Origin of the sequence: Atopobium sp. (assembly GCF_034113385.1) — a bacterium.
In the GTDB taxonomy this organism is placed as follows: domain Bacteria; phylum Actinomycetota; class Coriobacteriia; order Coriobacteriales; family Atopobiaceae; genus Atopobium.
The window spans coordinates 1-25,399 of record NZ_JAXEXL010000004.1 but is presented as its reverse complement, the minus strand read 5'-3'; the positions used below and the strand labels follow the sequence as shown (position 1 = coordinate 25,399).

Genomic DNA, 25,399 nt, shown 5'->3' with positions numbered 1-25,399 from the left:
GACATGTGTTTTGTACGCACGCCAATAACACGACTACGAACAAGCACGAGAACTTTGATAAAAGGGGAGGATACGATTTATGGCTCGTCTGCACGTTATGGTGCAAACTGAGGCTCAAACCGTAATGGAAAGTCTGCACGATGCAATCGAAAGAAGACTTTCGGCTAGTTCTCAGTCACCTTGTCCAGTTGAATTTACAAAAGCTTTTGTGCAAATGTGCGCAACACAAAGTTGCGGTAAGTGTACGCCTTGTCGCGTAGGCTTAGTTCAGCTGCAAGAACTTATGGAAGCGGTGCTTACGGGTACCGCCGAGCCCTACATGCTCGACCTTATCGAGAGGACAGCGCGAACCATTTACGAGTCTGCAGATTGTGCTATTGGGTATGAAGCCGGTGATATGGCACTCAAAGCTATTACAAGTTTTAGGGATGATTTTGAGTACCACATGAAGCATCATGCCTGCGGTTTTTCTCAATCGCAACTGGTGCCTTGTGTATCAAGCTGCCCAGCAGGCGTGGATATTCCTGGGTATATTTCTCTTATAGAGGCGGGGCAAACCACCGAGGCAGTTCGTTTGATTCGTAAGGATAATCCACTGCCTTTGGTATGTGGCTATGTGTGTGAACATCCCTGTGAATTTGAGTGTCGTCGCGGCATGGTGGATGACCCTATGAATATCCGTGCGCTTAAGCGTTTTGCAGTGGATAATCCTACGCACGAGTATCGTCCTCATATGGCAAAGCCAACGGGCAAGCGCATTGCTGTAGTGGGTGGTGGCCCTGCGGGCTTATCGGCAGCATATTATTTAGCAGTTATGGGCCATAGGGTAGAAATCTTTGAACAGCGAGAAAACCTTGGAGGCATGCTGAGGTACGGTATCCCCAATTACCGTCTGCCGCGTGAGCGCCTTGACTCAGAAATTCAGTGGATTTTAGATTGTGGCATCAGCGTTCATTTACAAACGCGTATCGATGATATTGTGGCGCTTAAACGTGAGTTTGATGCTGTTTATATAGCCATTGGTGCCCATAACGATAAAAAACTGGGGCTTGAAGGTGAAGATGCGGTTGGTGTGCTTTCTGCAGTAGAGATGCTTCGTTTGGTGGGCGATGGCATTATTCCGGACTTTAGCCAAGAGCGCGTATGCGTGATTGGTGGCGGCAATGTAGCTATGGATGTTGCCCGTTCTGCCATTCGTTGTGGTGCTAAAAAAGTCACCATTGTGTACCGTCGTCGCACACAGGATATGACAGCACAGGATGAAGAGATTGAGGGTGCCGCCGCAGAAGGCTGCGAGATTTTAGATTTGCATGCTCCTTTGCGCATTGTAGCTCCCCAAGGATATGTAGAGGGTTTAGCAGTACAGCCACAAATCATTGGTGCTCCACGTCGTGGTCGTCCTGCGCCGCGTCCTGCCAATTTGCCTGAACGAGTTATTGAGTGCGAGCGCGTAGTAGTTGCCATTGGTCAAGAAATTGATTCTGCTACCTTTGCTAATCAGGGTATCCCAACAAAGTGGGACCGTATTGTTGCTCAAGAAGATGGCTCCATTGTGGGCTTTCCAGGCATCTATGCTGGTGGTGACTGTGAGTCTGGTCCCGCAACGGTTATTCGTGCCATCAATGCAGGAAAAGTGGCAGCAGCAAATATAGATCACTTCCTGGGCTTCTCACACATTATTGATAAGCACAACGTAACGATGCCGCCAGTTAAGTTTAAAGGTAAAACCTTGTGCGCTCGATGCGAAGAAACTGCGCGTGAAGCACATGTTCGTAAGCATGACTGGGATTTGGTAGAAATTGGCCTGACTGAAGAGGAGGCCTTACAAGAGGCTTCGCGTTGTTTGCGCTGCGATCATTTTGGTTTTGGTGCATTTAGGGGTGGAAGGAACATGCAATGGTAACGCTTACTATTGATGCCATCCAGGTAACGGTACCTGAGCAAACCTCCATCCTGGATGCTGCTCGCGCGGCTGGTATCTACATTCCCACACTATGTTATCTAAAGGACCTCAATGAGATTGGTGCCTGTCGTGTTTGCATTGTAGAGATTGAGGGTATCGATCAGCTGGTGGCTTCCTGTAACAACTACGTGCTTGATGGTATGGTTGTGCATACCAACAGCAAAAAGGTGCGAGAAGCGCGTCGTATGAACGTAGAGCTGCTTCTCTCAACTCATAATTCCTCATGTACGAGCTGTGTGCGTTCGCGTAATTGTTCATTACAAAACGTAGCTAATGACCTTGGTATTTACTATCAGGATTATCCCAACACGCATATACCGTTTACACCCTGGGATAAGGACCTGCCGCTTATTCGTGACAACAGTAAGTGCATCGGTTGTTATCGCTGTATTCAGGTGTGCGATAAGATACAGGATTCACAGGTGTGGAGTATGACAAGTCGCACACATCATGCAGTGGTGGATGTTACAGGCGGTAAAGACTTTAGTGAATCTGACTGCACCTTGTGCGGTCAATGCGTGGTGAACTGCCCTACAGGCGCTTTGCGCGAGCGTGATGATACCGAGCGCGTGTGGGATGCACTATCTGATCCAGAGAAGTGCTGTGTGGTACAAATTGCTCCTTCTATTCGCACTTCTTGGGGCGAAGAGTTTGGTATAGATCAAGCGGATGCTAATCTTTTGCAGCTTGTTGCTGTTTTGCGCAAGCTTGGTTTTGATTACGTGATTAACACGGACTTCTCGGCAGATTTAACTATTATGGAGGAGTCGCATGAGCTATTGGAGCATTTACCAAAATCGCAAAGTGGTGGCTTACCCCTGTTTACCTCATGTTGTCCAGGTTGGATGCGCTATGCCAAAGCTCACTATCCTGAGCTTGTAGACTCTATTTCTACCTGCAAATCTCCCCAGCAAATGATGGGCGCTGTTATTAAGTCATATTTTGCTCAGCAGGTTGGTGTGGAGCCCTCCAGCGTGTTTAGCGTGTCCATTATGCCTTGCATTGCCAAGAAGTCCGAGGCAGATATTGCTGACATGTGCAATGCGGATGATATGCGTGATGTGGATGTGGTGCTTACCACGCGTGAGTTAGTGCGCATGATTCGTGCAGACCACATTAACGTGCATGATATTTTGCCCTCTGAGTTTGATAGCCCCTTGGGTGAAGGCACGGGTGCTGGTGTCATCTTTGGAGCTACTGGTGGCGTTATGGAAGCAGCACTACGCACAGCGTATCATTGTGTTAATGGGGTTAATGCTCCTGATGACATCTTTATGGAGGTGCGTGGTTCAGATCCTTGGCGTGAGGCATCATACACGCTGGGAGAGACAACCGTGCAGGTAGCAGCAGTTTCTGGCCTCGCGCATGTCCATACACTGTGTGATGCCATTCTATCTGGCGAGAAACACTTTGATTTTGTTGAGGTTATGGCATGCCCGGGTGGCTGTGTTAATGGCGGGGGACAGCCAATTCATGAGGGGCATTCCTGCACAGCTGCGCGAAGCAAGCGTTTGTATAGTACGGATGCGTACATGCCTTTGCGCAACTCGCATGACAATCCTGCTATCAAGCAGCTATATAGGGAGTTTTTGGGTGAGCCCTTGTCTCATCTAAGTGAAGCGTTGCTTCATGCCAATCATCATAGTTGGGACGTGCGGGCAAAGCCTACTACTCAATAGCGCACGTGTTCAGATGTTTTTGTACGCTCAGACTCGGCAGCGTACCTACAAGAACCCCGAATGCTTTGCTGGATGCTCAGCATTCGGGGATTCTTATGATTGTATGAGGTATAGCTTGAAGTATAGGTTAAAACATAGCTTGCAGAGCCGTAAAAACTATTCTGCCATTTGGGCTTGAGCTGCAGTAATAGCTACAACACCCACAATATCCTCTGCAGAGCAACCACGAGACAAATCATTAACGGGTTTGGCAATGCCCTGGAGGATGGGGCCATATGCTTGAGCATTGGCAAAGCGCTGAACCAACTTATAGCCAATGTTGCCTGCTTCCAAAGTGGGGAAGACCAAGATGTTGGCCTTGCCAGCAACGGAAGAGTCGGGAGCCTTGAGTTGCGCCACACTGGGTACCAAAGCGGCATCAAGCTGCAAGTCACCATCTGCGAGCACATCAGGATAGGCTTCCTTAATAATAGAGGTAGCTTCCTGTACTTTCTTTGCAGTCTCTCCGCCAGCAGAGCCCATAGTTGAGTAAGAAAGCATGGCTACACGAGGCTCATCAGACATGAACGTTTTCCATGAAGTGGCGGATGCTGCCGCAATTTCCGCAAGCTCATTAGCGGTAGGAGCAATGTTAAGGCCGCAGTCTGCAAACAAAACAGTACCGTTTTCACCAAACTCGCTTTTATCGGTACACATAATAAAAAATGCCGAGACAAGCTTGGTGCCAGGAGCGGTTTTAAGAATCTGCAAGGCAGGACGCAGGGTATCTGCCGTAGAGTGGCAGGCACCAGAAACCAGTCCATCTGCGTCACCCATCTTTACCATCATGGTGCCAAAGTAGGTAGCGTCATTGATTTGTGCACGTGCCTGCTCGATAGTTATACCTTTTTTGGCGCGCAATTCGGCGAACTTTTGTGAGTATGCTTCATGCTTTTGAGAAGTAACGGGATTAATGACAGTAACGCCATCAATGTTAATTTCGTCAGGGTTTCCCAAGATTACAAGATGAGCAATGCCTTCATCCACAATCATGCGAGCGGCCGCTAAAGTACGCGGATCTTCACCCTCGGGTAAAACAATGGTCTTTTTATCTGCTTTAGCTGCGTCTTTCATGCGATTTAAAAAATCACTCATGCAAAATCCTCCCCAAAAAACTCGTACTAAATCGTGGAGGCGAGCGCCGGAGCGATTATGCACAACCAACGGACGTTTCGCACGATGTGTCACCATTATAGACACACGTGATAAAATCGACCAAACGACCGAGCTGTGGGACAGTCCCACACTCGCTTTTTTTGAGCCTGCGGGCCAACTGGCCTAGGGGAGGATAAACATGAACTGTGAGTATGGACTGCCTGCTACGTTTAACGCTGATTCCTATGACGCCTTGGTTGTAGGAGCTGGTTTTGCTGGAGCTACCTGCGCTCGTAAGTTGGTTGAGGCGTGTGGATACAAGGTTGCTGTCATTGAGCGCCGTAATCATATTGCAGGCAATGCCTTTGACTATGAGGATGCAGCTGGTATTTTGGTCCACAAGTATGGTCCTCATATTTATCATACGTTTAATGATCGTGTACATCAGTTCCTTTCTCGCTTTACCGAGTGGACAGATTACGATCACAAGGTCCTTGCAAACATCAACGGTACTCTTATGCCTGTTCCCTTTAACCATACGTCGCTTAAGCTTGCTTTTGGTGACGAGAAGGGCGAGCGCCTGTACCAAAAACTCGTTGCCACGTTTGGTGAGAACAAAAAAGTTCCCATTATGGAGCTGCGAGATAAAAACGATGACGAGCTGGTAGAAGTAGCAGATTACGTCTATGAAAACGTTTTCTTGTACTACACCATGAAGCAATGGGGCAAGACACCTGACCAGATTGATAAGTCCATTACGGGTCGTGTTCCCATCTTTGTAGGTGATGACGATAGGTATTTCCCTCAGGCTCCACACCAAGGTATGCCTGCACAGGGATATACCAAGATGTTTGAGCATATGCTTGATCATGATTTGATTGACGTATTCCTTAATGTAGATGTTCGTGACATTTTGACAGTTACGAAGACACATGTGGAAGTTCGTGAGCGCCCGTATGGTGGTGAGGTTATTTACACAGGTCCTTTGGATGAGCTATTTGACCTTGATTTGGGTGGACTTCCTTACCGCACCTTGGATATGCAGTTTGAGACCTTAGATATGGATCAATTCCAGCCTGTTGGCACGGTTAATTACACCACCTCTGAGGACTTTACACGCATTACTGAGTTTAAGAATATGACTGGTCAGGTTGTTCCTGGTAAAACCACTATCATGCGTGAATACTCTAAGGCGTTTGAGCCTGGTAGCGGAGAAACTCCTTATTATGCAATCTTGCAGGACGATACCCGTGCTTTATATGAGCAATATCGCGATCGCGTTCGTGGTTTGGTAAACTTCCATCCCGCAGGTCGTTTGGCAGAGTATCGCTATTACGATATGGATGGCGTGTGCGCATCTGCTCTTAACCTGTGTGATGAGATTATTGCCCAGCGTGCATAAGGTAGTTTGATGTCTGCAAGTCAAAATAAAGTAATTACCTTTGGTATTCCGTGTTACAACTCTGAAGACTATATGGATAGGTGTATTCTGTCGATTTTGGAAGGCTCTCATTTCGCAGAAGACATCCATATTTGCATTGTTGATGATGGCTCTACCAAGGATTGCACAGCACAAAGAGCGGATGAGTGGGCGTCTCGGTATCCCAACATCATTACAGCTATTCACCAGCCTAATGGCGGCCATGGTATGGCTGTTCTTACTGCTTTGAATAACGCACAAGGTAAGTACTTTAAGATTATTGATTCAGATGACTGGGTAGAGGCGTCCGCTCTCCAGGCACTTCTCGTGCAACTTCGTCGTTTTATTGACATGGACGAGCGAGTGGATTTGGTTATTACTAACTATGTGTTTGAGCATGTGGTAGACGGCAAACAAAATAGAGTGGATTTTAAGTATGCGCTGCCGCGTAATCGTGTAATTGGCTGGAAGAACATTGGCCACTTCATGATGACGCAAAACCTGCTTATGCATTCACTTTGTTATCGTACGGATGTATTGCTTGAGGGCGGCTTACCTATGCCAGCTCATACCTTCTATGTGGATAACATCTATGCGTATGTGCCTCTGCCACGCTGTAAAACGCTCTACTATTTGGACGTGGATTTGTATCGTTACTTTATTGGCCGAGACGATCAATCTATTAATGAGAGTGTGGCTATTTCTCGTGTGAGTCAGCAGTTAGCTGTAACACGTATTATGATGCGCGCTTATCATCTGTATGATGACATCGAGATTGCTAAGTTGCGCAGCTATATGTGCAATCATTTTACGCTTATGATGGCTGTGTGCTCGGTCTACTCACGTCTTTCTGATGACCCTGATGCTATGGATAATTGTCAGGCGCTTTGGGATGAGCTAAAAGCGTATGATGACCGCATGTATAGAAGAGCTCGTCGCGGCGTAGTTGGTTTTGCTACTAATCTACCTACTAAGGCGGGCGTTAAGACTACGATTTATATTTATCGCGTTGCTCAAAAGCTTTATAAGTTTAATTAGCAAGAAACATGAGGATGCTTCTTTGGTTGTCCATACGGCTTTAGGACAACTTGAGGTGCAGTATTTTTGTTCTACCTAAACCATCAGCAAATTTCATAATCAATCTGGTGGAAAGGCTAATCTTTCTTCCCAATATCTTTTGCGTTGCGGTGAAAAAAGGCCGCTGTTCAAGTAGAGTGACACCTGCTTTGTTGGCAAATATCTCGCAATTATCCACAAAGAAGTACATCATGGCTGAAGTATTGCCAGTCTTTTTTACATACCTTTGTGCATATGCAAGCCCTGCTTTATTAGTTGCATCAAAGATGAGCTCTGCTTTTGTAAATATGCTTCGAAGCTCTTTAATAAGACGGAGTATCTTTGCCTCATGAAAGTATTGGAATACACCAGCGGCAATAAATAAGGTGGGACATGTTCGATCTTCTATACAATCCGTCCACTCCAGGTTAAAGAGATCGCCCGTAATATACGTTTCATGTGGCTGCTCTTTGAGAAGGGTTCGTCTGCTTTCTATGACTTCTGGCAGGTCAAGCTCATAAAATGTTGCAGTGGTGCTTGCAATGCGACTGCATGTCGTTTCTAATCCACAGCCAAGATTAATGATGTTGCATGTTGGGTGAGCTGCAATAAAGTTTTTTATCATTTCATCCATCGTATATGAGCGCGCCACCGATGCAAGCATGCTGTACTCTGACGAGTTTTTCTGTATGTTATTGTCGGGCAGAATAGATGATAATTCCACTGCTTTTGAGTCGTAAAAATACTCTGGAAACCGCTGAGAGACATAGATTCTTGCAGTAAGAGGAATAAAGAGGGTGTCTGCTACACCTTTAAAGGTATTCATGTTTGTTGCACCGTATCCCTTCTTTTATCTATGTTCATGTCATAGTACGTTTATAAGTCATGAGCTGCTATAAAACCGTAAGCAGTTTTAGCCTTGCTCACTCCGTCTATAATTGCTTGTTCTAAGGCTTGTGTAGCAAGGACGCCAACTACATCAAGAGGTACTTCTACCTGTCCGGTTGCCATAACAAAAATGGTATCACCATCATTCGTAGTATGCGTCGGCTTGATAGTATGTGCATAGGCATCAGCAGACATCTGAGCTACTTTAGTTGCTTGAGCTTTAGTTAGTTTTGCGTTAGTAACTACACAAGAAATGGTCGTGTTAGTGCGCGATAAGGGCATGCTTGCTGCCATGGTAGTCAGTGCATCTATGGTGTTTGCAATGCTTGAGGGGTCGTTTTTGTCCAGCATACCTGCCACTGGTATATTAGTTACTGGATCTATAACATCACCACAAGCATTTACTGCTGCCACAGCTCCACAGATAAGCTCGCCGCTTACCTGGACGTTTTCTCCAAAGCCACCTTTCATAGTACGAGAAGGTCCAGCGAGTTTGCCTACGGTAGCGCCAGTACCAGCTCCAACATTACCACGCTCAAGAGGAGCATTGTTGTCGAGGGCGGTAGCTGCGGCAGTCATCCCATTGGCAAGGGTGGGACGGACAGAAAAACTGCCGCAGGCGAGGTCAAATATGCAAGCACCACTCACAATAGGAACAATACCTACTCCCACATTGAGTCCAATACCACGCTTCTCAAGCTCATGAGCAACGCCAGACATACATTCAAGACCATAGGCGCTACCGCCAGAAAGCACCACGCTGTGTAGGACATTGACCGTCTCTTCTGGGCGCAACAAATCAGTTTCGCGTGTGGCAGGCGCTCCTCCGCGAACGTCTACACCGCCTGTAGCGCCATCGGGACAAATGATGACTGTGCAGCCCGTAGCAGCTTCTTCATTCGTGTAGTGTGCAGCGTAGATGCCAGGGATTTGTGTGATGGAAGTTAAACCCATGTGTCCTCCATAGTGTTTTTGTCTTGTTCATGTCCTGATTCAAGTGACTGCATTTCTCGCATGAGTCGTGCAATGGGAAGTCCTACGATGGTAAAGAAATCGCCCTCAATCTTTTGGACAAGCAAGCGTCCCTGTCCTTGAATGCCATACGCTCCAGCTTTATCCATGGCCTCATCAGTGGCAACATAGCGCTCAATTTCTTGTGCGCTTAGGCTGTAAAACGTGACCTTGCTCGTCTCGATAAAACCTGTCTGAGCAGCAATAGCTCCAGCACTGTCAAGCTTAAGCATATGTACTCCCGTAGAAACATGATGTGTTTTGCCGGATAGTTGCTCCAGCATCTGAGTGGCATCTGAGGTATTGGATGGTTTGCCCAAGCTGGTGTTGTTTAACCAGACCGTTGTATCTGCTGCTACGATGATTTGATTGGCTATAGATGCTCTGTCGCACTTCTGTAAAGCGTTTTTCCAACAGACAGCTGCTTTTTGTTGTGCTAAACGAGCTACTAAAGCAGTGGGTTTCTCGGCAGGAAGGGGAGACTCATCAATATGAGTAGGCAATACAAGAGGTGTTATGCCAATCTCTTGTAGAAGCTGCAAACGTCGTGGAGAAGCAGAAGCAAGAATCATGGGTATCCCTTCAGAAATATATTCCACATGAGTATACTAGTTTGACGAAGCATACTTTAATAAAGACAGTACATGTATTAGCAAATGCATACGTGTATAAGGTAAAGAAGGGAAGCTATGACAGAGCAAAAAACTCCAGTAAAAATTATTTTGCTTACGGGTTATTTGGGCGCTGGTAAAACTACGCTGCTCAATCATATGCTAGCTAATACCGAGGGTATTCGTGCAGCTGTTATTGTTAATGATATAGGTGAGATTAACGTAGACGCCCATTTGATTGCAGATGGCGGGCTATCTCAATCCGATGAGCTCATTCCTATGACCAATGGTTGTTTGTGCTGTACCCTGTCGGAAGATTTAGAGCGTCAATTGTCTGAGATTGCCAGCAGCGGTAAGTTTGACTATATCGTGATTGAAGCTTCTGGCATCTGTGAGCCTATTCCTATTGCATACACCATTAGTGCTTTTTGTGACCGCACCAAGTGGGGTGATGATTATGCACCCATGGATTTGGATAACATCGTGGCGGTGGTCGACTGTGCGCGTATGTATGATGAGTTTAACGGTGGCACGTCTTTACTTTCCGAGAATATCGATGAAGACGATCTTGAGGCACTTCTCATTCAACAGATTGAGTTTTGTTCTACGTTGATACTCAATAAAACTGACTTAGTTTCTAAGGCACAGTTGGCTGAGCTTAAGAGTTTAGTTGGCAGCCTGCAGAAGGATGCAGAGATTCTTGAAGCTCAAAACAGTGTTGTTCCTTTGAGTAAGCTGCTTAATACGGGTCGCTTTAACTTTGATACAGCATATAACTCCGCTGCTTGGATGCATGCCATGGAGCATCCAGAAGAGCATGATCATCCTGAAGTACTGGAATATGGCATTTCCACTTTTGTGTATCGTCGTCGACAACCCTTTAATGTGGATGCTTTTAACGAGGTGCTACAAAAATGGAATGAGCTGGGCATTATTCGCTGTAAAGGCATGGTATGGGCTTCTCAGGATCCTGATATGTGCTTCGTGTTTGAGCAGGCGGGTCGTCAAATGACGCTTAGTGAAAATGGCTTGTTTGTAGCAAGTGCTCCTCAGAATCAGCAACAACAGCTCATTGCTCAAAACCCAGAGATTATGGATGAATGGGATACAGAAACCGGTGATCGTCAAACCAAACTATGTTTTATTGGCCGTAATATGGATCAGGCTCGGATTGTGGCGGAGTTGGATGCCTGTCTTGAGACATGGGAAGATTTGGATGAGATTGAGTTTTAGTTTGTAAGTACGTATGGTTACTAATGGTATTTCTTATTTGTTTGATTACAACGTTTAACTATAAGAACTAAAACAAAAATACGCCCTCGCAAATGATTGCGAGGGCGTATTCCATGAGCGTACAAGAATCTAGTAATTATACCTCGTTGCTCTTGCGCTTACGGTCTATTGCCACTAAGGCCAAAGCAGTACCAGCAATGCCCACAGCAGAAGCTATAGCAATGTTAGTGGAATCGCCTGTCTTAGGAAGAAGACCGTTAGTCTTCTTGCTAGGTTTAGTTCCATTAGACATATTGGTTTGAGCGGCTACAACGGTGAACTTGGCAGAAGCCTTACCATCGTTAGACACAATATCTAGTGTGTGCTCACCAGCGGCTAGAGTCTTAGTATAGGAGCTCTTGAGGGTTACCTCAGTAGAGCCAGACTGAGCAGTGTAATTGGAAGGGTCAACCACCTTGTTGTCTACACGAACCTCAACAAACTTGCTAAAGTCTGCATCGGATACAAAAGTGGCTTCTTGGCCCATGGTTACCTGAGTAGGAGCCTTCACCATTTTGTAGGTAGCTTCGGCGGTAACGCTTACCGTCTTAGAGATAGTGTACTTACCAGACATGGTATTAGTTACTACCGCATAGTACTCAGTTGTGCCAGCCTTGGAGGTGTCAACATCAATAGTGGCTGTTTCAGCTACCTTTGTGTCGTTAGTCTTGTTAAACCAAGCAACCTTCATGAACTGGTCGCTACCCTTAATGCCATCAGGGATATTTGCCTCAACCGATAGCTTTACAGGCTCATCAACCGCAACGGTGGTTGAGTCAGAAACGCTGGTAATTGCAGGAGCAATTACTGCGGTTGCATAGTATACAGGTGCTTGGAGGTCTTTGGTGTCTGCATTCCAGTCACTTGGAGTAAAGGGAGAGGATTTGCTGCCCTTGAGCCATCCGCGCATCTCGCCCAGAAGATTATGCAATTTCTGATACGCTTGCTGGCTTACTGCGTTGTGAGCAGCATTAGCAAGAGCAGAGCGATCAGCTGCGGGTGTTGCTTGCATAACTGTATCTACCACGTTGTGCTGAGCAATGACTTGCTTCTGAAGGGCGTCAAGATACATACGAACAGGCTTGGCTAAATCTGTGCGATTGTTATAGGCCAGGGTATTGATATCCATGATGGTGTAATCCAAAGAGCCATTCTCAGTGGATGCATCCATAGCTGCTGCTACAGAATCTTGTTTCTCATCACTACCCGTGTGCTTATTGGTGAACTTATCAATTGTGGGATAAATACTGGTATCTACTTCAGTAAGAAGTGCAGAATAGCTTGGTATAAACAGGCCAAACTCTACACGAGAAAGATTTTCCCACTGAATGGTAGCAATATCAGGAGACATACCTTGACGAATTTGGAACAAGTGACCTTCTACATTACGGTTGTTACCAATTGAGTAGAGTTTATTGTTAGCGTTTGCGTCAAAGTTAGTACCCTCACCACGAGCGCAGAGTGCCTTCATGGAGTCCATAAGGGTAATGCCAGTCTTGCCAGGGGTAAAGAGAAGCTGTGGGTCGTTAAGACTGGTTACACCAGTCTCGTTTATGGTGTAACTACCCTTTGCCAAGACATCACCAAAGTGAGCATGACCCTGGGCATAGCGGGTGTACTGAGGAGTACCAGAATCTTCACTACCATATGAGGTGGCAACATCAAACTGAGTTTTCTCTGCATCAAAGTAAGTAGCCGTACCAGCCTTTTCTGCAGTTTCTACCATACCCGTAGAGTGAATGCATACATTGGGGTCGTTCAAATCTACTTTGAACTTGAGCTTGCCAATGTTGGGATTAACGGAAACTTTGTCAGGAGCAGCGGCAGTCAAGTTGATTGCGCACCATTGGTGACCAGAGAGCTGCATGAATAGCCAGGTCTCGGATGCATCCGAGATGGTAATCTGGTTACAGTCATAGTTGCCGTGCGTATCAATAATGGAACCCAAGAGCTTTACGCCATCACGTGCGCTGCTGGAACAACCGAGTAACACATCGGTAACCGTGTACTCACCAATACCAGACTCAGGATTTGATTTATTACCACAGGGATCAACAGCAGCTATCTTTTTGTTGTAATCGGTGGTAAGGGTTGCAGAAACACTTACGCCTGCATCATTAGTGCCTGCTTCGGAGTAGGCATCTTGGCGGCCGCCCCAGTCACCAGCAACGTCACGTACATAGGTGTAACGATGTGTGGTGCCCTTGTACGTCCAGCTAAAATCTGATTCATCAGAGGTGAATGTTGGGTTGGTGCGAGGCTCTTGGATGCCAAATACCTTGCCATGGCGAGGGGCATAGTCCTCAGTGCGACCAACATATACATTGCCACTATCTGTGGCTTTTGGTCCAACGTACACCTGAGTGCAAGCCAGCGCATCGATGGGAAGCGCCATCAAAAGCGCGGCGCTCAGCGTTATAGCTTTACCCGCTGCTTTGATAAGCGAATACCCTTTCTTTGTTGGTATCATGCTTCTCCTTTACGTACGAGTTTACCTGCCCATAGTGCTGTTTACATACTATGGACATATTATCGATTCTTATATTAGGTGTTTCGGCGGCATGTTTGCTTGGTAAAAAAGGCAGGATGCTCATATTTACGGCAAGTGGTTTTGTGAGAGGATACCTGCAAGACAAATCTGCTATATGGTCAAAAAACTGAATGAGAGTATAAAGCGCATGACAAAGACAACGCACCACAGCATTCTGGTTACTGGTTTTGAACCCTTTGGTGGCGAGAAAATCAATCCAGCATGGGAGGCTGTTGCGCAGCTTCCTCATACCATTGCATCTGCAAGTTGTACCAAGCTGCAAATTCCTGTGGAGTTTGGAGTAGCTTTCCAGCAGGTGGAAGCTGCACTAACTCAAATACAACCCGACATTGTAGTCTGTGTTGGTCAGGCTGGTGGGCGCGCGTGTATTACGCCCGAGTTTGTAGCTATCAATTACGTTGATGCGCGCATTCCAGATAATGCGGGAGCACAACCTCATAACAAACCATTGGTAGCACAAGGTCCAGCAGCTTATTTTGCAACATTACCAGTGCAAGCAATGGTTGCTGCCATGCAAGCAGCAAATGTTCCCGCTGCTGTCTCTTATACAGCAGGCACCTATGTGTGTAATGAAGTCATGTATCGCTTGTTGCATTTGCTGGCACAGAGCTATCCACATGCTCAGGGTACGTTTATTCATGTTCCCTATGCCATTGAGCAGGCCAGTACCTTAGCTGCAAATACTCCCAGTATGTCAGTGGATACTATGGTAAGAGGCCTTACCGTAGCATTAAAGACCGCTGTACACTGTAAAGATGCAGATTACAAGAGCTTCTCGGCACAGGACAAGAGCCTAAGTAGTGGAACGCTTTGTTAAGCAGCCACGTACACTGACGAAAACAACAAAGACTACAACAGTACGGCGCTAACGATAAGACCTAGACAAAGCAATAAAGCTAGGGCATCGAGCAGGGTAAGTGAGTAGCGTTTGTAGGAGCTTTGAGCGTTGCGTAGGTAAAATCCGCGCTGCTCGGCAGCAAGCGCAGCGCCGTCTGTTTTAGCAACGGAGCTCACTAATAGTGGGACAATAACAGGCATCATAAGCTGCATTTTTTTGAGTGGATTTTTGGTATCAAACTGTACGCCGCGGGCAGTTTGCGCCTCCATAATGGCTGTCATTTCTTTAGAAAACAGCGGGATAAAGCGCAGCGCCGCAGTAAAGGTAAAGGCATAACGATAAGGAATATGTAAAAGTTCAACACATGCATTAGCTAAGTCATTGGGGCGCGTAACCATGAGCATAAGTACGAGTGGCAGCGCAATACCAATTAAACGTAATCCAACCATAATGCCAGTACTGAGTCCATTGCTCGTAATCCATGCAGCTATGCGCGTGCCTTCTTGAATAAAGATGGTTTGCAATAGCACCATAATAAGGGCGAGGGGTATGAGCATATATAAAAGTGTGCTCAATTTGCGTACAACGCCTGCATGTGCAGCAAGTAAAAAGCTTACTGCCAATAATCCCAACAACGTTATAAACGAATGAGCAATGAGTGTTGCAGCAATTATGCATGTAGCAAGCACGAGCTTAGTAACTGGGTTGAGGCGGTGCAAAAAGCTCGTTCCCGGTGTGTAGTCAATCAGATTATTCATAGCGCACCATTTCATGCGTAGTTGCAATAAACTCTTCTACTTGCGTAAGGCCCGCGTAGCGTGGATAGCCTCTTTGAGTGAGCTGCGTAGCCAGGGCAAGCGTTTGGGGAGGCTGTACAAAAGCCTGCTGCATAAGCTGCTGGTTAGAGCAGGCTTGTGCAAGTGAGCCGTCTGCTAACAGCTGCCCATCTGCCATAACGAGTACACGATTGGCAAAGTCCAGTACTACTTCCATGTCATGACACACCATAAGGACTGCTGTTGAGTGTTGAGTAAGTTTCTTGACAGCCTGCATAACAGTCATACATTCACGATAATCCAGTCCGCTTGTTGGCTCATCTAAAATGATGAGCTTGGGCTGTAAGACCACAATGCTTGCTAAGGCAACCATTTGCCGTTGTCCACGCGACAATTGGAAGGGGGATGCTTGTGCAGGTAGATTAAAAGTATCAAGAACAGCCTGTGCACGGGTATGTGCTGTTGCACGGTCACAACCGTGAAGCTCAAGTGTAAAACATACCTCATCGAGCACGGTGTTTTTAGACAGTTGATGGTCTGGGTTTTGGAACAGAGTTGCCACTGACGCTGCTAATGTGCTTGTGGGGGTAGTACGTGTGTCCATCCCTGCAATCTGTACGTTACCGTGTTTTGGTTGTAGTAAACCGTTCATAAGTTTAGTGAGGGTGGTTTTACCAGCGCCATTTTGACCAATAACCGCAAGTGTTTCTCCTTCATGTAGGGTAAAACTGAGGTCATGAATAGCATCAACTTCTGCATATGAGAAAGACACATGACTAACACGAGCAACCACGTTATCTGTAGTATGGGAATCGTTGCCTTTGGAATCGCTGTCTTTAGCTGTACGTTCAACAGACTCCTTAAGAGGTACAGACTTGCGGCTGGAGGCAGGAATAGACGTAAGTATTGAGCAAATTTGATTACAGCTTTCTTCCGGCGTAATGCACGTATGCGCGGTGTTTAAAAGCCCTTCCGTATACAAGCTGTTGGAAATTCTGGTAACGCGAGGGGTGTCTACACCAATGGCACGCAACTGACTGCTCTGTTGCAAAACTTCTCGTGGTGCTCCATCAAGTGCAATACGGCCATGGTCCATAACAAGCATGCGCGAGCAGTATTGGGATAAAAGAGCAACCTTTTGTTCTATAACTATGATGGTAATGCCCTTGTTGTGAGATAAGTCTTTAAGCAGGTCAAATATGGCTTGAGAAGAGCGTGGGTCCAATGCAGCGGTTGGCTCATCAAGTATCAGGATTTGAGGCTGTAATGCCAAGATAGCAGCTAAGGCAACTTTTTGTTTTTGTCCACCAGATAGTGTGGCAATATCTCGGTGGCGTAGATTGCGTATACCTGTCGTAGTCAAGGCATCATCCAGGCGTTTCTCGATAAACTCGTGGGGAATGCCAAAGTTTTCTAGGCCAAAGAGGATTTCATCTTCTACGACTGAGGAGACCATTTGTGAGTCGATGTCTTGCAGCACACTACCTACCTGCTGGGAAATATCTGTCAGGCTTACATCGCAGGTATCTTGGCCTTGAATCAGCGTGGCGCCATACAGTGTGCCGCGCGTGTGGTGGGGGATTGCACCAGAAAGTACGGCTGCCAGTGTTGATTTTCCTGCACCAGAAGGACCAATGACACCAACAAACTCTCCGGTGGCAATCTCAAGGTTTATGTGGTCAAGTGCAAAGCTCTGACCTTTAGTGGTATCTGGCGTAGACGCATAAGAAAAGCTCACATCATCAAGAGCTATAGCTGCTTGTTGGCTCATACCTATCCAATCCTGAGGGCGTCAACAACAGGCTTATAGAGACTTTGTACAAGCAGTGCATTAAATACGGCAGTCAAAAGGATAACAGGGGTCATAGCAGCAATAAGCTGTGAAACGGCGCCAATCATAACAATTTTGATGGCCATAAAAATAAGTCCAGAAACTGTAGTAGTAATGAAGGTGCTTACAAAAGGCAAGAGTTTAGTGTGTGGCATTTTGTTACCAGCATGTACCAGCACGGCCATAAGCACCGCTGCAATACCCTCGGCAGCAAAATCAATAAATGGCGACGTGGTGGTAATTTGAATGACAGCAGCAGAGATTAAGCCAAAAATGAACGCGTGGTGTACACGTGGTTTTACAATCAAAATGGTGAGGCAGAAAGCCGAAATAATAAACTCAGGGCTAATCATGCCACCAGAAATGCTCGAAATTGCCTTGCCAACCGTGAAGTTTAAGATAAATCCTGCAGCGAGAAGAACAGCAAGGAGGATGAGAGAACGAACCCCAAGCTCATCGGTTTTCTCGGTAGCAAGTGTGCGTGGCTGCTGGGTACTCTTTGACATACGTTCCTTCTTTCTTAGTGTGCGTGTTTGGACCCATAAAAAAACTCCCGGTCGCCCGGGAGTTCCTCAAGTGCTACGTATAGTGCGCGCAGAAGACTCACGATTGACCAATCGCCATAAGCGTGCACCACCACCAGTTGTTGGAAACAAACTGTACTGCGGGGCAGGTCATCCGTGTGCCTCCTTAGGGTTTCTCAAATGTTCCTGTAATTGTTAAGAACTGTACGCGTCATGGCACTGTTATGCAAGTATTATTTTTGGATGGTAACAAAATTAATCTGGCGCAATGCTTCATAGAGCACAATTGCTGCTGCATTAGAGAGATTGAGTGCGCTTACGTGATAGTCTTCAGGGTCAATGAAGTTGCCACAAATATCTTGGGATAGCAGCGCTTCATGCGTACGTGGCGTACCTTCTGAGCTAAGATTTGCGTTTTTGTTGCTCCAAGCATCACCGTTTACTAAAGCTTTATTGTCAGTAAGCATGGGGATGCGCTCACATTCTAAGGCATGCTTTGCCAAAAGCGCTTCTGGCAAGCCGGAGCTTTCTTTGCCAAAGATAATAAAATCACCGTCATGATAGCTCGCTTCAACATAGGTTTTACGAGCCTTTTTTGTTAAGAAATGCAGCTGAGGAAGGCTGTCGTTTGCAGGGGAGGCTGTTTTTTTAGATGGCGTTGCAAAGGGAGCGTTTTTCTCTACAAATTCAGCCCAGCTGTTGTAAAGACACACATCGAGGCTTTGCCAATAGGCCATACCTGCCCGCTTGAGGTTTTTATTATCAAGAGAAAATCCTAGCGGCTTAATAAGGTGGAGGCGTGTCCCACTTACCACGCATGTTCGACCAATATTGCCAGTATTTGCAGGTATTTCTGGTTCTACAAGCACAACATTAAGCATAAACTGTAACCTTACTTGAATCTTTATCTCAGAAGAGATATGAAAATGCACCTATACGCTTTACGTTCTGAACAAAATGGTGACCGTCTCCACATGGAAGGTTTGCGGGAACAAGTCAACTGGTGTGATACGTACAGGAGCAAACGTGCCATCTGCAGCAAAGCGCGCCAAATCACGCGCAAGCGTGGGGGGATCACATGATATATACGCTATTGCACGAGCAGGTTGCTTGCAAAGCAAATCTATGACTTCAGGAGCTAGACCTGCACGTGGTGGATCTACCACAATAATATCTGCTTCACAGTGAGGAAACTCACGTGCAGCATCACCACCAGCAACCGCAACGTTACATAAGGCGGCCTTTTCTACATTACGGCGCAAATCCTTAACGGCGGGACCGTAGCTTTCCACCGCATGTACAAAGGAGCAAGCGCGAGCCAAAGGAAGGGTAAAGGTCCCTGCGCCACTATATAAATCCATGGCAACATCGTGCGCTTGAGGTTTAAGGCCTTCCATCATGAGTTCAACTAACCGCTCGGCGCCCTTAGTATTTACTTGGAAAAAAGAAGGTGCCGATAAGTACATGGTTTCGTTAGCGATTTTTTCCGTCCAATAGCCCTTGCCACTCAGACGCTCTACACCTGCGATTTTACGTGCTTTTGCAGGGCCTTTGCTCATAACACGGACCACGCTCGTGAGTTTGCATGCATCATTGAGCACACGTGCAACTTGGGCACGAGGAAACGCTCCAGGCTCTGTCCATAAAGCTACTTCAACATCGTTGGTACGTTTTGAGGTACGAATGCCTACACGCGTAAATGACAGGTTATGTGAGTTGGATAGATAGGAGAGTGCGCCTGAAATTGATTTAGGCAGGTTTGCGAGCTGTTTTGGCAACAGCTTAGTGGTATCAAGTTTAAGAAGCTCGTTGGTATTAAGTGCGTGCACACCAAGCTGTGCACGACCATGGTTACGTGTAAAGCCAAGTTCAAGTTTGTTGCGATATTCCCACTCATAAGAAGGGGAGGTACATTCATCTACAAGATTCTCTGCATATAGTGGGTCAAAATGCCCAATGCGTTTGAGAGCATCCACCACATTAGCTCGTTTTGCCACAAGCTGCTGGTCGTAGGTTATTTGTGCCCACGGACAGCCGCTTGCAAGCTCAACAAAAGAGCAAGCAGCTTCACGATGATAAGGGCCAGTCTCTAAAATCTTGGTAACACGCGCCTTGCTAAAGGTTTTGTTGTTAGAGGTAATGTGCGCGCAAACAATATCTCCAGGCACACCCCCATACACAAAAACAGTTTTGCCACTGGCATCGTGTGCAATTGCATCTGTTCCATAGGTCATGCGCTCAATTTTGAGTGTTATAGTTTCTGCCATTGCGAATCAATCTATGCGAGCATGTTCAAAATCTGGTGCTTTTAAGAAAACATTCTACTTTTCTTAAACCATTTTATTGCAACTTCTTTAGTACAAAATGAGTCTTGGTTATACAACAAATAAATAATTCACGCCAGAAATATTCTTATGAGTACATAAAAAAGTTTGCCGTGACTCACCCCGAATGAGTACTAGCTTAGATTTATAAGCTGGCACTTTCGCACGTAAGCCCTCAATTAAATGAAAATGTAACGCTACTCATAATTCTTAATATCCGAGTAGTAGCATTTATTACATAAAATACGCAATATCTTGCATATTATGGAATACTTAAAAATGCTCAGAAATGTGTAAATTACAAGAATATATTTACAAATAAGATAAACAAAATCTTTAGCGAATTAGTAAAAGTCCAGTTAATTATCATAGTTTATGATGGATATATGTTCAGTTTATGAGCAGATTAGTATTTCAAGACCGTTAACAGCCACAAATATACCGTTCAGATTTTTCCATTGCATTATTGAATAATGGATGTATATTGATAAGCGTAAATCCACGGACGTGGTACCAGTGTGCTGCGGTGCCGTGTTGGTAGTAGTGCATGCATACGCATGCAAAGTCCAGATACGTCGCAGGATGCGACATTGAAAGGAGGAGGGACCATGGCTAACGGACTCTACGTCCACAGCGAGATTGGCTCTCTGAAGAAGGTTTGTCTTCACCGCCCCGGCGAGGAGCTTCTCAATCTTCCCCCCGATGAGCTTGGTCGTCTTTTGTTTGACGACGTACCTTTCCTTGAGGTAGCTCAGGCTGAGCATGACAAGTTTGCTGAGCTTCTTCAGGAGGCAGGTGCTGAGGTTGTATACCTCGAGAAGTTGACTGCTGAGGCACTCGACGCTGCTGGCTCCCGTGAGGAGTTCACCAATCAGTGGCTTGATGAGTCTGGCCTTCATGGCGCAACTGCTCGTGCAGCTGTTAAGGAGTTCATGGACTCCATTACCGATACCCAGACCTTCGTAGAGAAGTCTATTGCTGGTATCCGTAAGAACGAGCTCGAGCTTCCTACCAACTCCACCGCTCTTCTCGACGAGCTTGTTGGTCACGATGCAGACGGCGAGTCTGATCTTTTGATTGACCCCATGCCTAACACCTACTTCACGCGCGATCCTTTCGCAATCGTAGGTAAGGGTGTTAACCTCAACCGTATGTACTCCGTAACTCGTAACCGCGAGACCCTCTTTGGTAAGTACATCTTCCGTGATCACCCTGAGTACAATGACGCTCCTTTGTGGTTCCGTCGTGACTCTGCATATCACACTGAGGGCGGCGACGTTCTTAACATTAACGCTCACACCTTGGCTGTTGGTATTTCTCAGCGCACCCAGGCTGCTGCTATCGACATCATGGCTCAGAACATGTTCTGGGAGAAGGGTGACGAGTGCGAGATTGATACCATCTATGCATTCGACATTCCTTCCTCTCGTGCATTCATGCACCTCGATACCGTCTTCACTCAGATTGATGTTGACAAGTTCACCATTCACCCTGCAATCATGGGTACGCTGCGCGTATTCAAGCTCACCAAGGGTGCTGCTGAGGGCGAAGTCAAGATTGAAGAGATGAATGACACCCTTGAGCACATTCTTGCAATGGCTATGGGTCTTGACGCTGTTAAGCTCATTCCTTGCGGTGGCGGTGACCCCGTTGCAGCTGCTCGTGAGCAGTGGAACGATGGTTCCAACACCCTTTGTGTTGCTCCTGGTAAGATTTGCGTATATCAGCGCAACTCCGTTACCAATGACGTACTGTACAAGGAAGGCCTTGACCTTCTCGTTGTACCTTCCGCAGAGCTCTCCCGTGGCCGTGGTGGCCCACGCTGCATGAGCATGCCTTTCGTACGTGAGGATCTCTAAACTCATAGAGCTCTAAGCTTCGGTCCGGAGGTGAGTTTTACTCGCCTCCGGATTAGTACTGTTTAAAGTGGTACCACCCGGGGAGTCCCCGGTTACTGTTTTTCTATTTGAAAGGATCGTATCCATGGGTGTAAGCCTTTCTGGTCGTAGCTTCCTTAAGCTGCTCGACTTCTCCACCGAGGAGATCAACTACTTGCTCGACCTTTCTGCCGAGTTTAAGCGTATGAAGATGACTGGTGTTCCTCACCGCTATCTTGAGGGCAAGAACGTTGCTCTTATTTTCGAGAAGACTTCTACGCGCACCCGTTGTGCATTTGAGGTTGGCGCTTATGACCTTGGCATGGGCGTAACGTATCTTGAGCCTACTGGTTCTCAGATGGGCCACAAGGAGTCCGTAGAGGACACCGCTCGCGTACTTGGCCGTATGTATGATGGTATTGAGTACCGTGGCTTTGATCAGGACGTAGTTCAGGAGCTTGCAGACAAGGCAGGTGTACCTGTATGGAATGGTCTGACTGACGATTTCCACCCAACGCAGATGCTTGCCGATATCCTTACCGTTAAGGAGAACTTCAACAACGACATTAAGGGCAAGACCCTTGTATTTATGGGTGACGCTCGTAACAACGTTGCTAACTCCCTCATGGTTGTTTGCGCTAAGCTTGGTATGAACTTCGTTGCTTGTGGTCCTCAGGAGAACATGCCTACCGAGGATCTTGTAGCTACTTGCCGTGAGATTGCTGCTCAGAATGGTTCTACCATTACGCTTACCTCTGATGTTGCTGAGGGCGTAAAGGGTGCTCACGTTATCTATACTGACATCTGGGTATCCATGGGTGAGCCCGATGAGCTTTACAAGCAGCGCATTCCTCTGATGGAGCCTTACCGTGTAACCTCTGAGGTTATGGCTATGGCTGCTGACGATGCTATCTTCATGCACTGCTTGCCTTCCTTCCATGACACCAACACCAAGAAGGGTGCTGTTGTTGCAGAGAAGTTCGGCATTACCGAGATGGAAGTTACCGACGAGGTATTTGAGTCTCCTGCATCCAAGGTTTTCCAGGAGGCAGAGAACCGTATGCACACCATCAAGGCTGTAATGTACGCAACTTTGAAGTAAGCATATACTGACATAAGTGGTACTCAGACCTCCTTGGTCCAACCAGGGAGGTCTTTTAGAAATGTAATGCGTTTGGAAGGATTTACTGTATGTCTGATTCCACTAACTCTGTAGTGGACAATGAGGGCGGAGTTGGCTTTTTTGGCCTCGTAGGTCTTGTTGTTTCATCTTGTATTGGTTCGGGTGTATTTGCCCTTACTGGCCAGCTTGCTAATGTCGCATCTCCTGGCGCAGCTCTTATTGCATGGCTTGTGTGCGGCTTAGGCTTTTTGTTCCTTGCTCTTTCCCTCGCTAATCTTGGTGGTAAGCGTCCCGATCTTGATGGTTGTGTTGCTTATGCTGAAGAAGGCTTTGGGCCTTTGCATGGTTTTATCTCTGGTTGGGGGTATTGGCTTTCCGCATGGTTGGGTAATGTTGGTTTTGCTACCATGCTTGCCCAAGTTCTTGGCTCAGACTATTGCTTAGGTGGTCTTTTACCTGGCGTCTTTTCTGATCCTGCAACAGGAAATCCTGCAATTATTGGTGTTGTTGCAGTATCTGCAATGTTGTGGGGTCTTACGTATTTGGTATTGCGTGGTGTTGAAAGTGCTTCGACGCTCAACGCAATTGTCATGGTGGTAAAGATTGCTTCTATTTTGTTGTTTGTTTGCTTTGCAGTTATCTCATTTAAGGCTGGTATTTTTACAGCCGATTTTTGGGGGACCGCTGAGCGCAATGCCGTTATTATGGCAGCTAATGAAAGTGGCCTTGGCGGCGTAGCCAATCAAGTGACTCAATGCATCCTCATTATGATGTGGGTATTCATTGGTATTGAGGGCGCTTCAGTTATGTCTGCACGCGCTCGTCGTAAATCTGAGATTGGTTCTGCAACCATCGTTGGCCTTATTGTTTTGCTTGTGCTGTATATTGGTGCTTCCGTTATTCCTTATGGTGTTATGCCCTATGATCAGCTTGTAGCTGCACCAAAGCCTGCAACCATTTCGGTTTTTGAGTTTGTTGCACCTGGCTGGGGTGGCGCCTTTATTTCGTGGGCAATTGTCGTTTCTGTACTGGGTTCATGGCTGTCCTTTACCATGCTTCCTGCCGAGACTTCATCCATGATGTCAAATCATGGTTTGCTACCTAAATCTTGGGACGTGCGAAATAAGTTTAATGCCCCTCAGATGTCTTTGATTATTGTTGGTATCTGCACTCAGGTGTTTATTGTTATTGCAACCTTTGCTGCTGATGCTTACACCTTCGCAATCTCTATGTGTACGGTTACCATTGTTGTAACTTGGGCATATGCTGCTGCATACCAGCTTAAGTATTCAATGCAGCAAGGTAATACGCTCCAAATGCTCTTTGGCATTTTGGCGCTGGTCTTTCAGGTTGTAGGTGTTTTGTTTACTGGTTGGGGCTTCTTGCTGCTGGCATGTCTTGGATATGTTCCTGGCTGGTTCTTCTACCGCAAGGCTCGTATTGAAGAGAAAAAAGGCCTCTCTAAGACAGAAGTCATCGTTATGATTATTATTACGTTATTGGGAATCATTTCTATTCCCCTTACCGTAATTGGAATTATCCCCGTGTTCTAAGCAGGGCTTAGTTCAACGTATCTATGTACCGTTAAGTGGGAGGGGATAGCGTCCTTTCCCACTTTTTATCTGGATGTGATGGCTATGGATATTAGTGTTATTGGTGTGGAAGACTGGCTTAATGTGCATGAGCGTGATGCCGTGTATGACATTGCACAATCCACGATTTCATCGTTAACGATGAGTGAAATCCGTGCGCTTGATAATGCCGATGGAGCTTCTTTTTATGAGCTTCTCGATAAGCAAAAAATGAACTATGGGTGGATAGAAGGATCACCTGAGTTTAAGGCTGAAGTACAGAACTTATATAAAAAAGAAATTAATCCAGAGCATATTTTGCAAACCAATGGTTGTACTGGTGCCAACTGGAATGCACTTATGTCAATAATTCGTCCTGGTGATCATGTTATCGCTGAGTGGCCCACGTATGCACCGCTCTATGAAATACCTCGTACACTAGGTGCTGATATTGAGTATTGGCAGATTAAGGAAGAATTGGGCTGGAATCCAGACATTGAAGATTTGCGCAAAATGATTCGTCCCAACACTCGACTTATTTGCATTAATAATGCATCAAATCCTATTGGTACGGTTTTATCGCGTGAGACATTACAGCAGATAGCTGAGATTGCTCGCAGCGTGGGCGCTTATGTGCTGTGCGATGAGGTATATCTTCCGATGGAATATACGGATGAGTACGAGTCGATGATTGATGTATATGAGAAAGCCATCATTACCAACTCGGTTTCAAAAACCTATTCAACTCCTGCGGCGCGCATAGGTTGGGTTATTGCTCCGCAAGAAATTGCAGATATGATTCGTACATATCGTGATTACACCATGATTTGTGGTGGTGTTTTTAATGACGCGCTTGCGACATATGTCTTGCGTCATAAAGATAAGATTCTTGCTCGTAATAAAGAAATTCTCTTTACAAATAGAGACATCGCACAAGCATGGATTGATAC

General features: G+C 46.3%; 20 protein-coding genes. 10 read left to right on the top strand and 10 right to left on the bottom strand.

What is annotated here, in order from left to right:
* The first annotated feature begins 79 nt into the window (after window positions 1-79).
* Both SPD80_RS01140 and SPD80_RS01135 read left to right on the top strand, forming a co-directional pair.
* Window positions 80-1,903, top strand: coding sequence for an NAD(P)-binding protein (locus SPD80_RS01140; protein WP_320604682.1), 1,824 nt, complete (start codon window positions 80-82; stop codon window positions 1,901-1,903).
* Entirely contained in the window at window positions 1,897-3,642 is a 1,746-nt protein-coding gene (locus SPD80_RS01135) for a [FeFe] hydrogenase, group A (RefSeq protein WP_320828086.1), read from the top strand. The genes SPD80_RS01140 and SPD80_RS01135 overlap by 7 nt, the downstream gene beginning before the upstream one ends.
* A 156-nt stretch (window positions 3,643-3,798) precedes the next feature.
* Here SPD80_RS01135 and pta read toward each other — a convergent pair whose 3' ends face one another.
* Complete coding sequence (gene pta / locus SPD80_RS01130; protein ID WP_320828085.1) at window positions 3,799-4,776, bottom strand: phosphate acetyltransferase; 978 nt, start codon at window positions 4,774-4,776, stop codon at window positions 3,799-3,801.
* Between the two features lie 199 nt (window positions 4,777-4,975).
* Between pta and glf the strand changes: the two genes are divergently transcribed.
* Both glf and SPD80_RS01120 read left to right on the top strand, forming a co-directional pair.
* Window positions 4,976-6,178: a UDP-galactopyranose mutase gene (gene glf, locus SPD80_RS01125; protein ID WP_320828083.1), complete on the top strand. Its 1,203-nt coding sequence runs from the start codon at window positions 4,976-4,978 to the stop codon at window positions 6,176-6,178.
* Window positions 6,179-6,187: 9 nt separating this feature from the next.
* Window positions 6,188-7,234, top strand: coding sequence for a glycosyltransferase family A protein (locus tag SPD80_RS01120; RefSeq protein ID WP_320604674.1), 1,047 nt, complete (start codon window positions 6,188-6,190; stop codon window positions 7,232-7,234).
* Between the two features lie 40 nt (window positions 7,235-7,274).
* Here the strand turns inward: SPD80_RS01120 and SPD80_RS01115 are convergent, their stop codons facing one another.
* From SPD80_RS01115 to SPD80_RS01105, 3 genes are read right to left on the bottom strand one after another with little or no spacing between them, the layout of a single operon-like run.
* Complete coding sequence (locus SPD80_RS01115; RefSeq protein WP_320828082.1) at window positions 7,275-8,078, bottom strand: class I SAM-dependent methyltransferase; 804 nt, start codon at window positions 8,076-8,078, stop codon at window positions 7,275-7,277.
* Between the two features lie 50 nt (window positions 8,079-8,128).
* Window positions 8,129-9,094 carry a P1 family peptidase gene (locus SPD80_RS01110; RefSeq protein WP_320828081.1) on the bottom strand — a complete coding sequence of 322 codons (966 nt, stop codon included), beginning with the start codon at window positions 9,092-9,094 and terminating at the stop codon, window positions 8,129-8,131.
* On the bottom strand, window positions 9,085-9,723 hold the full coding sequence (locus SPD80_RS01105; protein WP_320828079.1) for a Maf family protein: 639 nt from the start codon (window positions 9,721-9,723) through the stop codon (window positions 9,085-9,087). The genes SPD80_RS01110 and SPD80_RS01105 overlap by 10 nt, the downstream gene beginning before the upstream one ends.
* A 117-nt stretch (window positions 9,724-9,840) precedes the next feature.
* Here SPD80_RS01105 and SPD80_RS01100 point away from each other — a divergent pair, with 117 nt between their 5' ends.
* A complete protein-coding gene (locus SPD80_RS01100) occupies window positions 9,841-10,995 on the top strand; it encodes a CobW family GTP-binding protein (RefSeq protein ID WP_320828078.1) in 1,155 nt (384 codons plus the stop codon).
* A gap of 136 nt (window positions 10,996-11,131) precedes the next feature.
* Here the strand turns inward: SPD80_RS01100 and SPD80_RS01095 are convergent, their stop codons facing one another.
* The gene (locus SPD80_RS01095; RefSeq protein WP_320828076.1) at window positions 11,132-13,504 is read right to left on the bottom strand and encodes a C69 family dipeptidase; all 2,373 of its coding nucleotides are present in this window, start codon (window positions 13,502-13,504) and stop codon (window positions 11,132-11,134) included.
* 208 nt (window positions 13,505-13,712) lie between these two features.
* Here SPD80_RS01095 and pcp point away from each other — a divergent pair, with 208 nt between their 5' ends.
* On the top strand, window positions 13,713-14,402 hold the full coding sequence (gene pcp, locus SPD80_RS01090; protein ID WP_320604664.1) for a pyroglutamyl-peptidase I: 690 nt from the start codon (window positions 13,713-13,715) through the stop codon (window positions 14,400-14,402).
* Between the two features lie 32 nt (window positions 14,403-14,434).
* Here the strand turns inward: pcp and SPD80_RS01085 are convergent, their stop codons facing one another.
* From SPD80_RS01085 to rlmD, 5 genes are all read right to left on the bottom strand, one after another.
* Entirely contained in the window at window positions 14,435-15,181 is a 747-nt protein-coding gene (locus tag SPD80_RS01085) for an energy-coupling factor transporter transmembrane component T (protein ID WP_320828075.1), read from the bottom strand.
* Window positions 15,174-16,970, bottom strand: coding sequence for an energy-coupling factor transporter ATPase (locus tag SPD80_RS01080; RefSeq protein WP_320828074.1), 1,797 nt, complete (start codon window positions 16,968-16,970; stop codon window positions 15,174-15,176). Before SPD80_RS01080 ends, SPD80_RS01085 begins: the two co-directional genes overlap by 8 nt.
* A gap of 2 nt (window positions 16,971-16,972) precedes the next feature.
* Window positions 16,973-17,536, bottom strand: a complete 564-nt coding sequence (locus tag SPD80_RS01075) for a hypothetical protein (protein ID WP_320828073.1) — start codon at window positions 17,534-17,536, stop codon at window positions 16,973-16,975.
* Window positions 17,537-17,787: 251 nt separating this feature from the next.
* Window positions 17,788-18,435 carry a tRNA (cytidine(34)-2'-O)-methyltransferase gene (locus SPD80_RS01070; RefSeq protein ID WP_320828072.1) on the bottom strand — a complete coding sequence of 216 codons (648 nt, stop codon included), beginning with the start codon at window positions 18,433-18,435 and terminating at the stop codon, window positions 17,788-17,790.
* A gap of 60 nt (window positions 18,436-18,495) precedes the next feature.
* Window positions 18,496-19,821: a 23S rRNA (uracil(1939)-C(5))-methyltransferase RlmD gene (rlmD, locus tag SPD80_RS01065; protein ID WP_320828071.1), complete on the bottom strand. Its 1,326-nt coding sequence runs from the start codon at window positions 19,819-19,821 to the stop codon at window positions 18,496-18,498.
* A 665-nt stretch (window positions 19,822-20,486) separates the two neighbouring features.
* Here rlmD and SPD80_RS01060 point away from each other — a divergent pair.
* The 4 genes from SPD80_RS01060 to SPD80_RS01045 form a co-directional block, all read left to right on the top strand.
* On the top strand, window positions 20,487-21,737 hold the full coding sequence (locus SPD80_RS01060; RefSeq protein ID WP_320606079.1) for an arginine deiminase: 1,251 nt from the start codon (window positions 20,487-20,489) through the stop codon (window positions 21,735-21,737).
* 124 nt (window positions 21,738-21,861) lie between these two features.
* A complete protein-coding gene (gene argF, locus SPD80_RS01055; protein WP_320828070.1) occupies window positions 21,862-22,857 on the top strand; it encodes an ornithine carbamoyltransferase in 996 nt (331 codons plus the stop codon).
* Window positions 22,858-22,946: 89 nt separating this feature from the next.
* Window positions 22,947-24,431: an amino acid permease gene (locus SPD80_RS01050; RefSeq protein WP_320828068.1), complete on the top strand. Its 1,485-nt coding sequence runs from the start codon at window positions 22,947-22,949 to the stop codon at window positions 24,429-24,431.
* Window positions 24,432-24,515: 84 nt separating this feature from the next.
* Window positions 24,516-25,399: aminotransferase class I/II-fold pyridoxal phosphate-dependent enzyme (locus tag SPD80_RS01045; RefSeq protein WP_320828066.1), on the top strand; the 884-nt coding region annotated here is incomplete at its 3' end.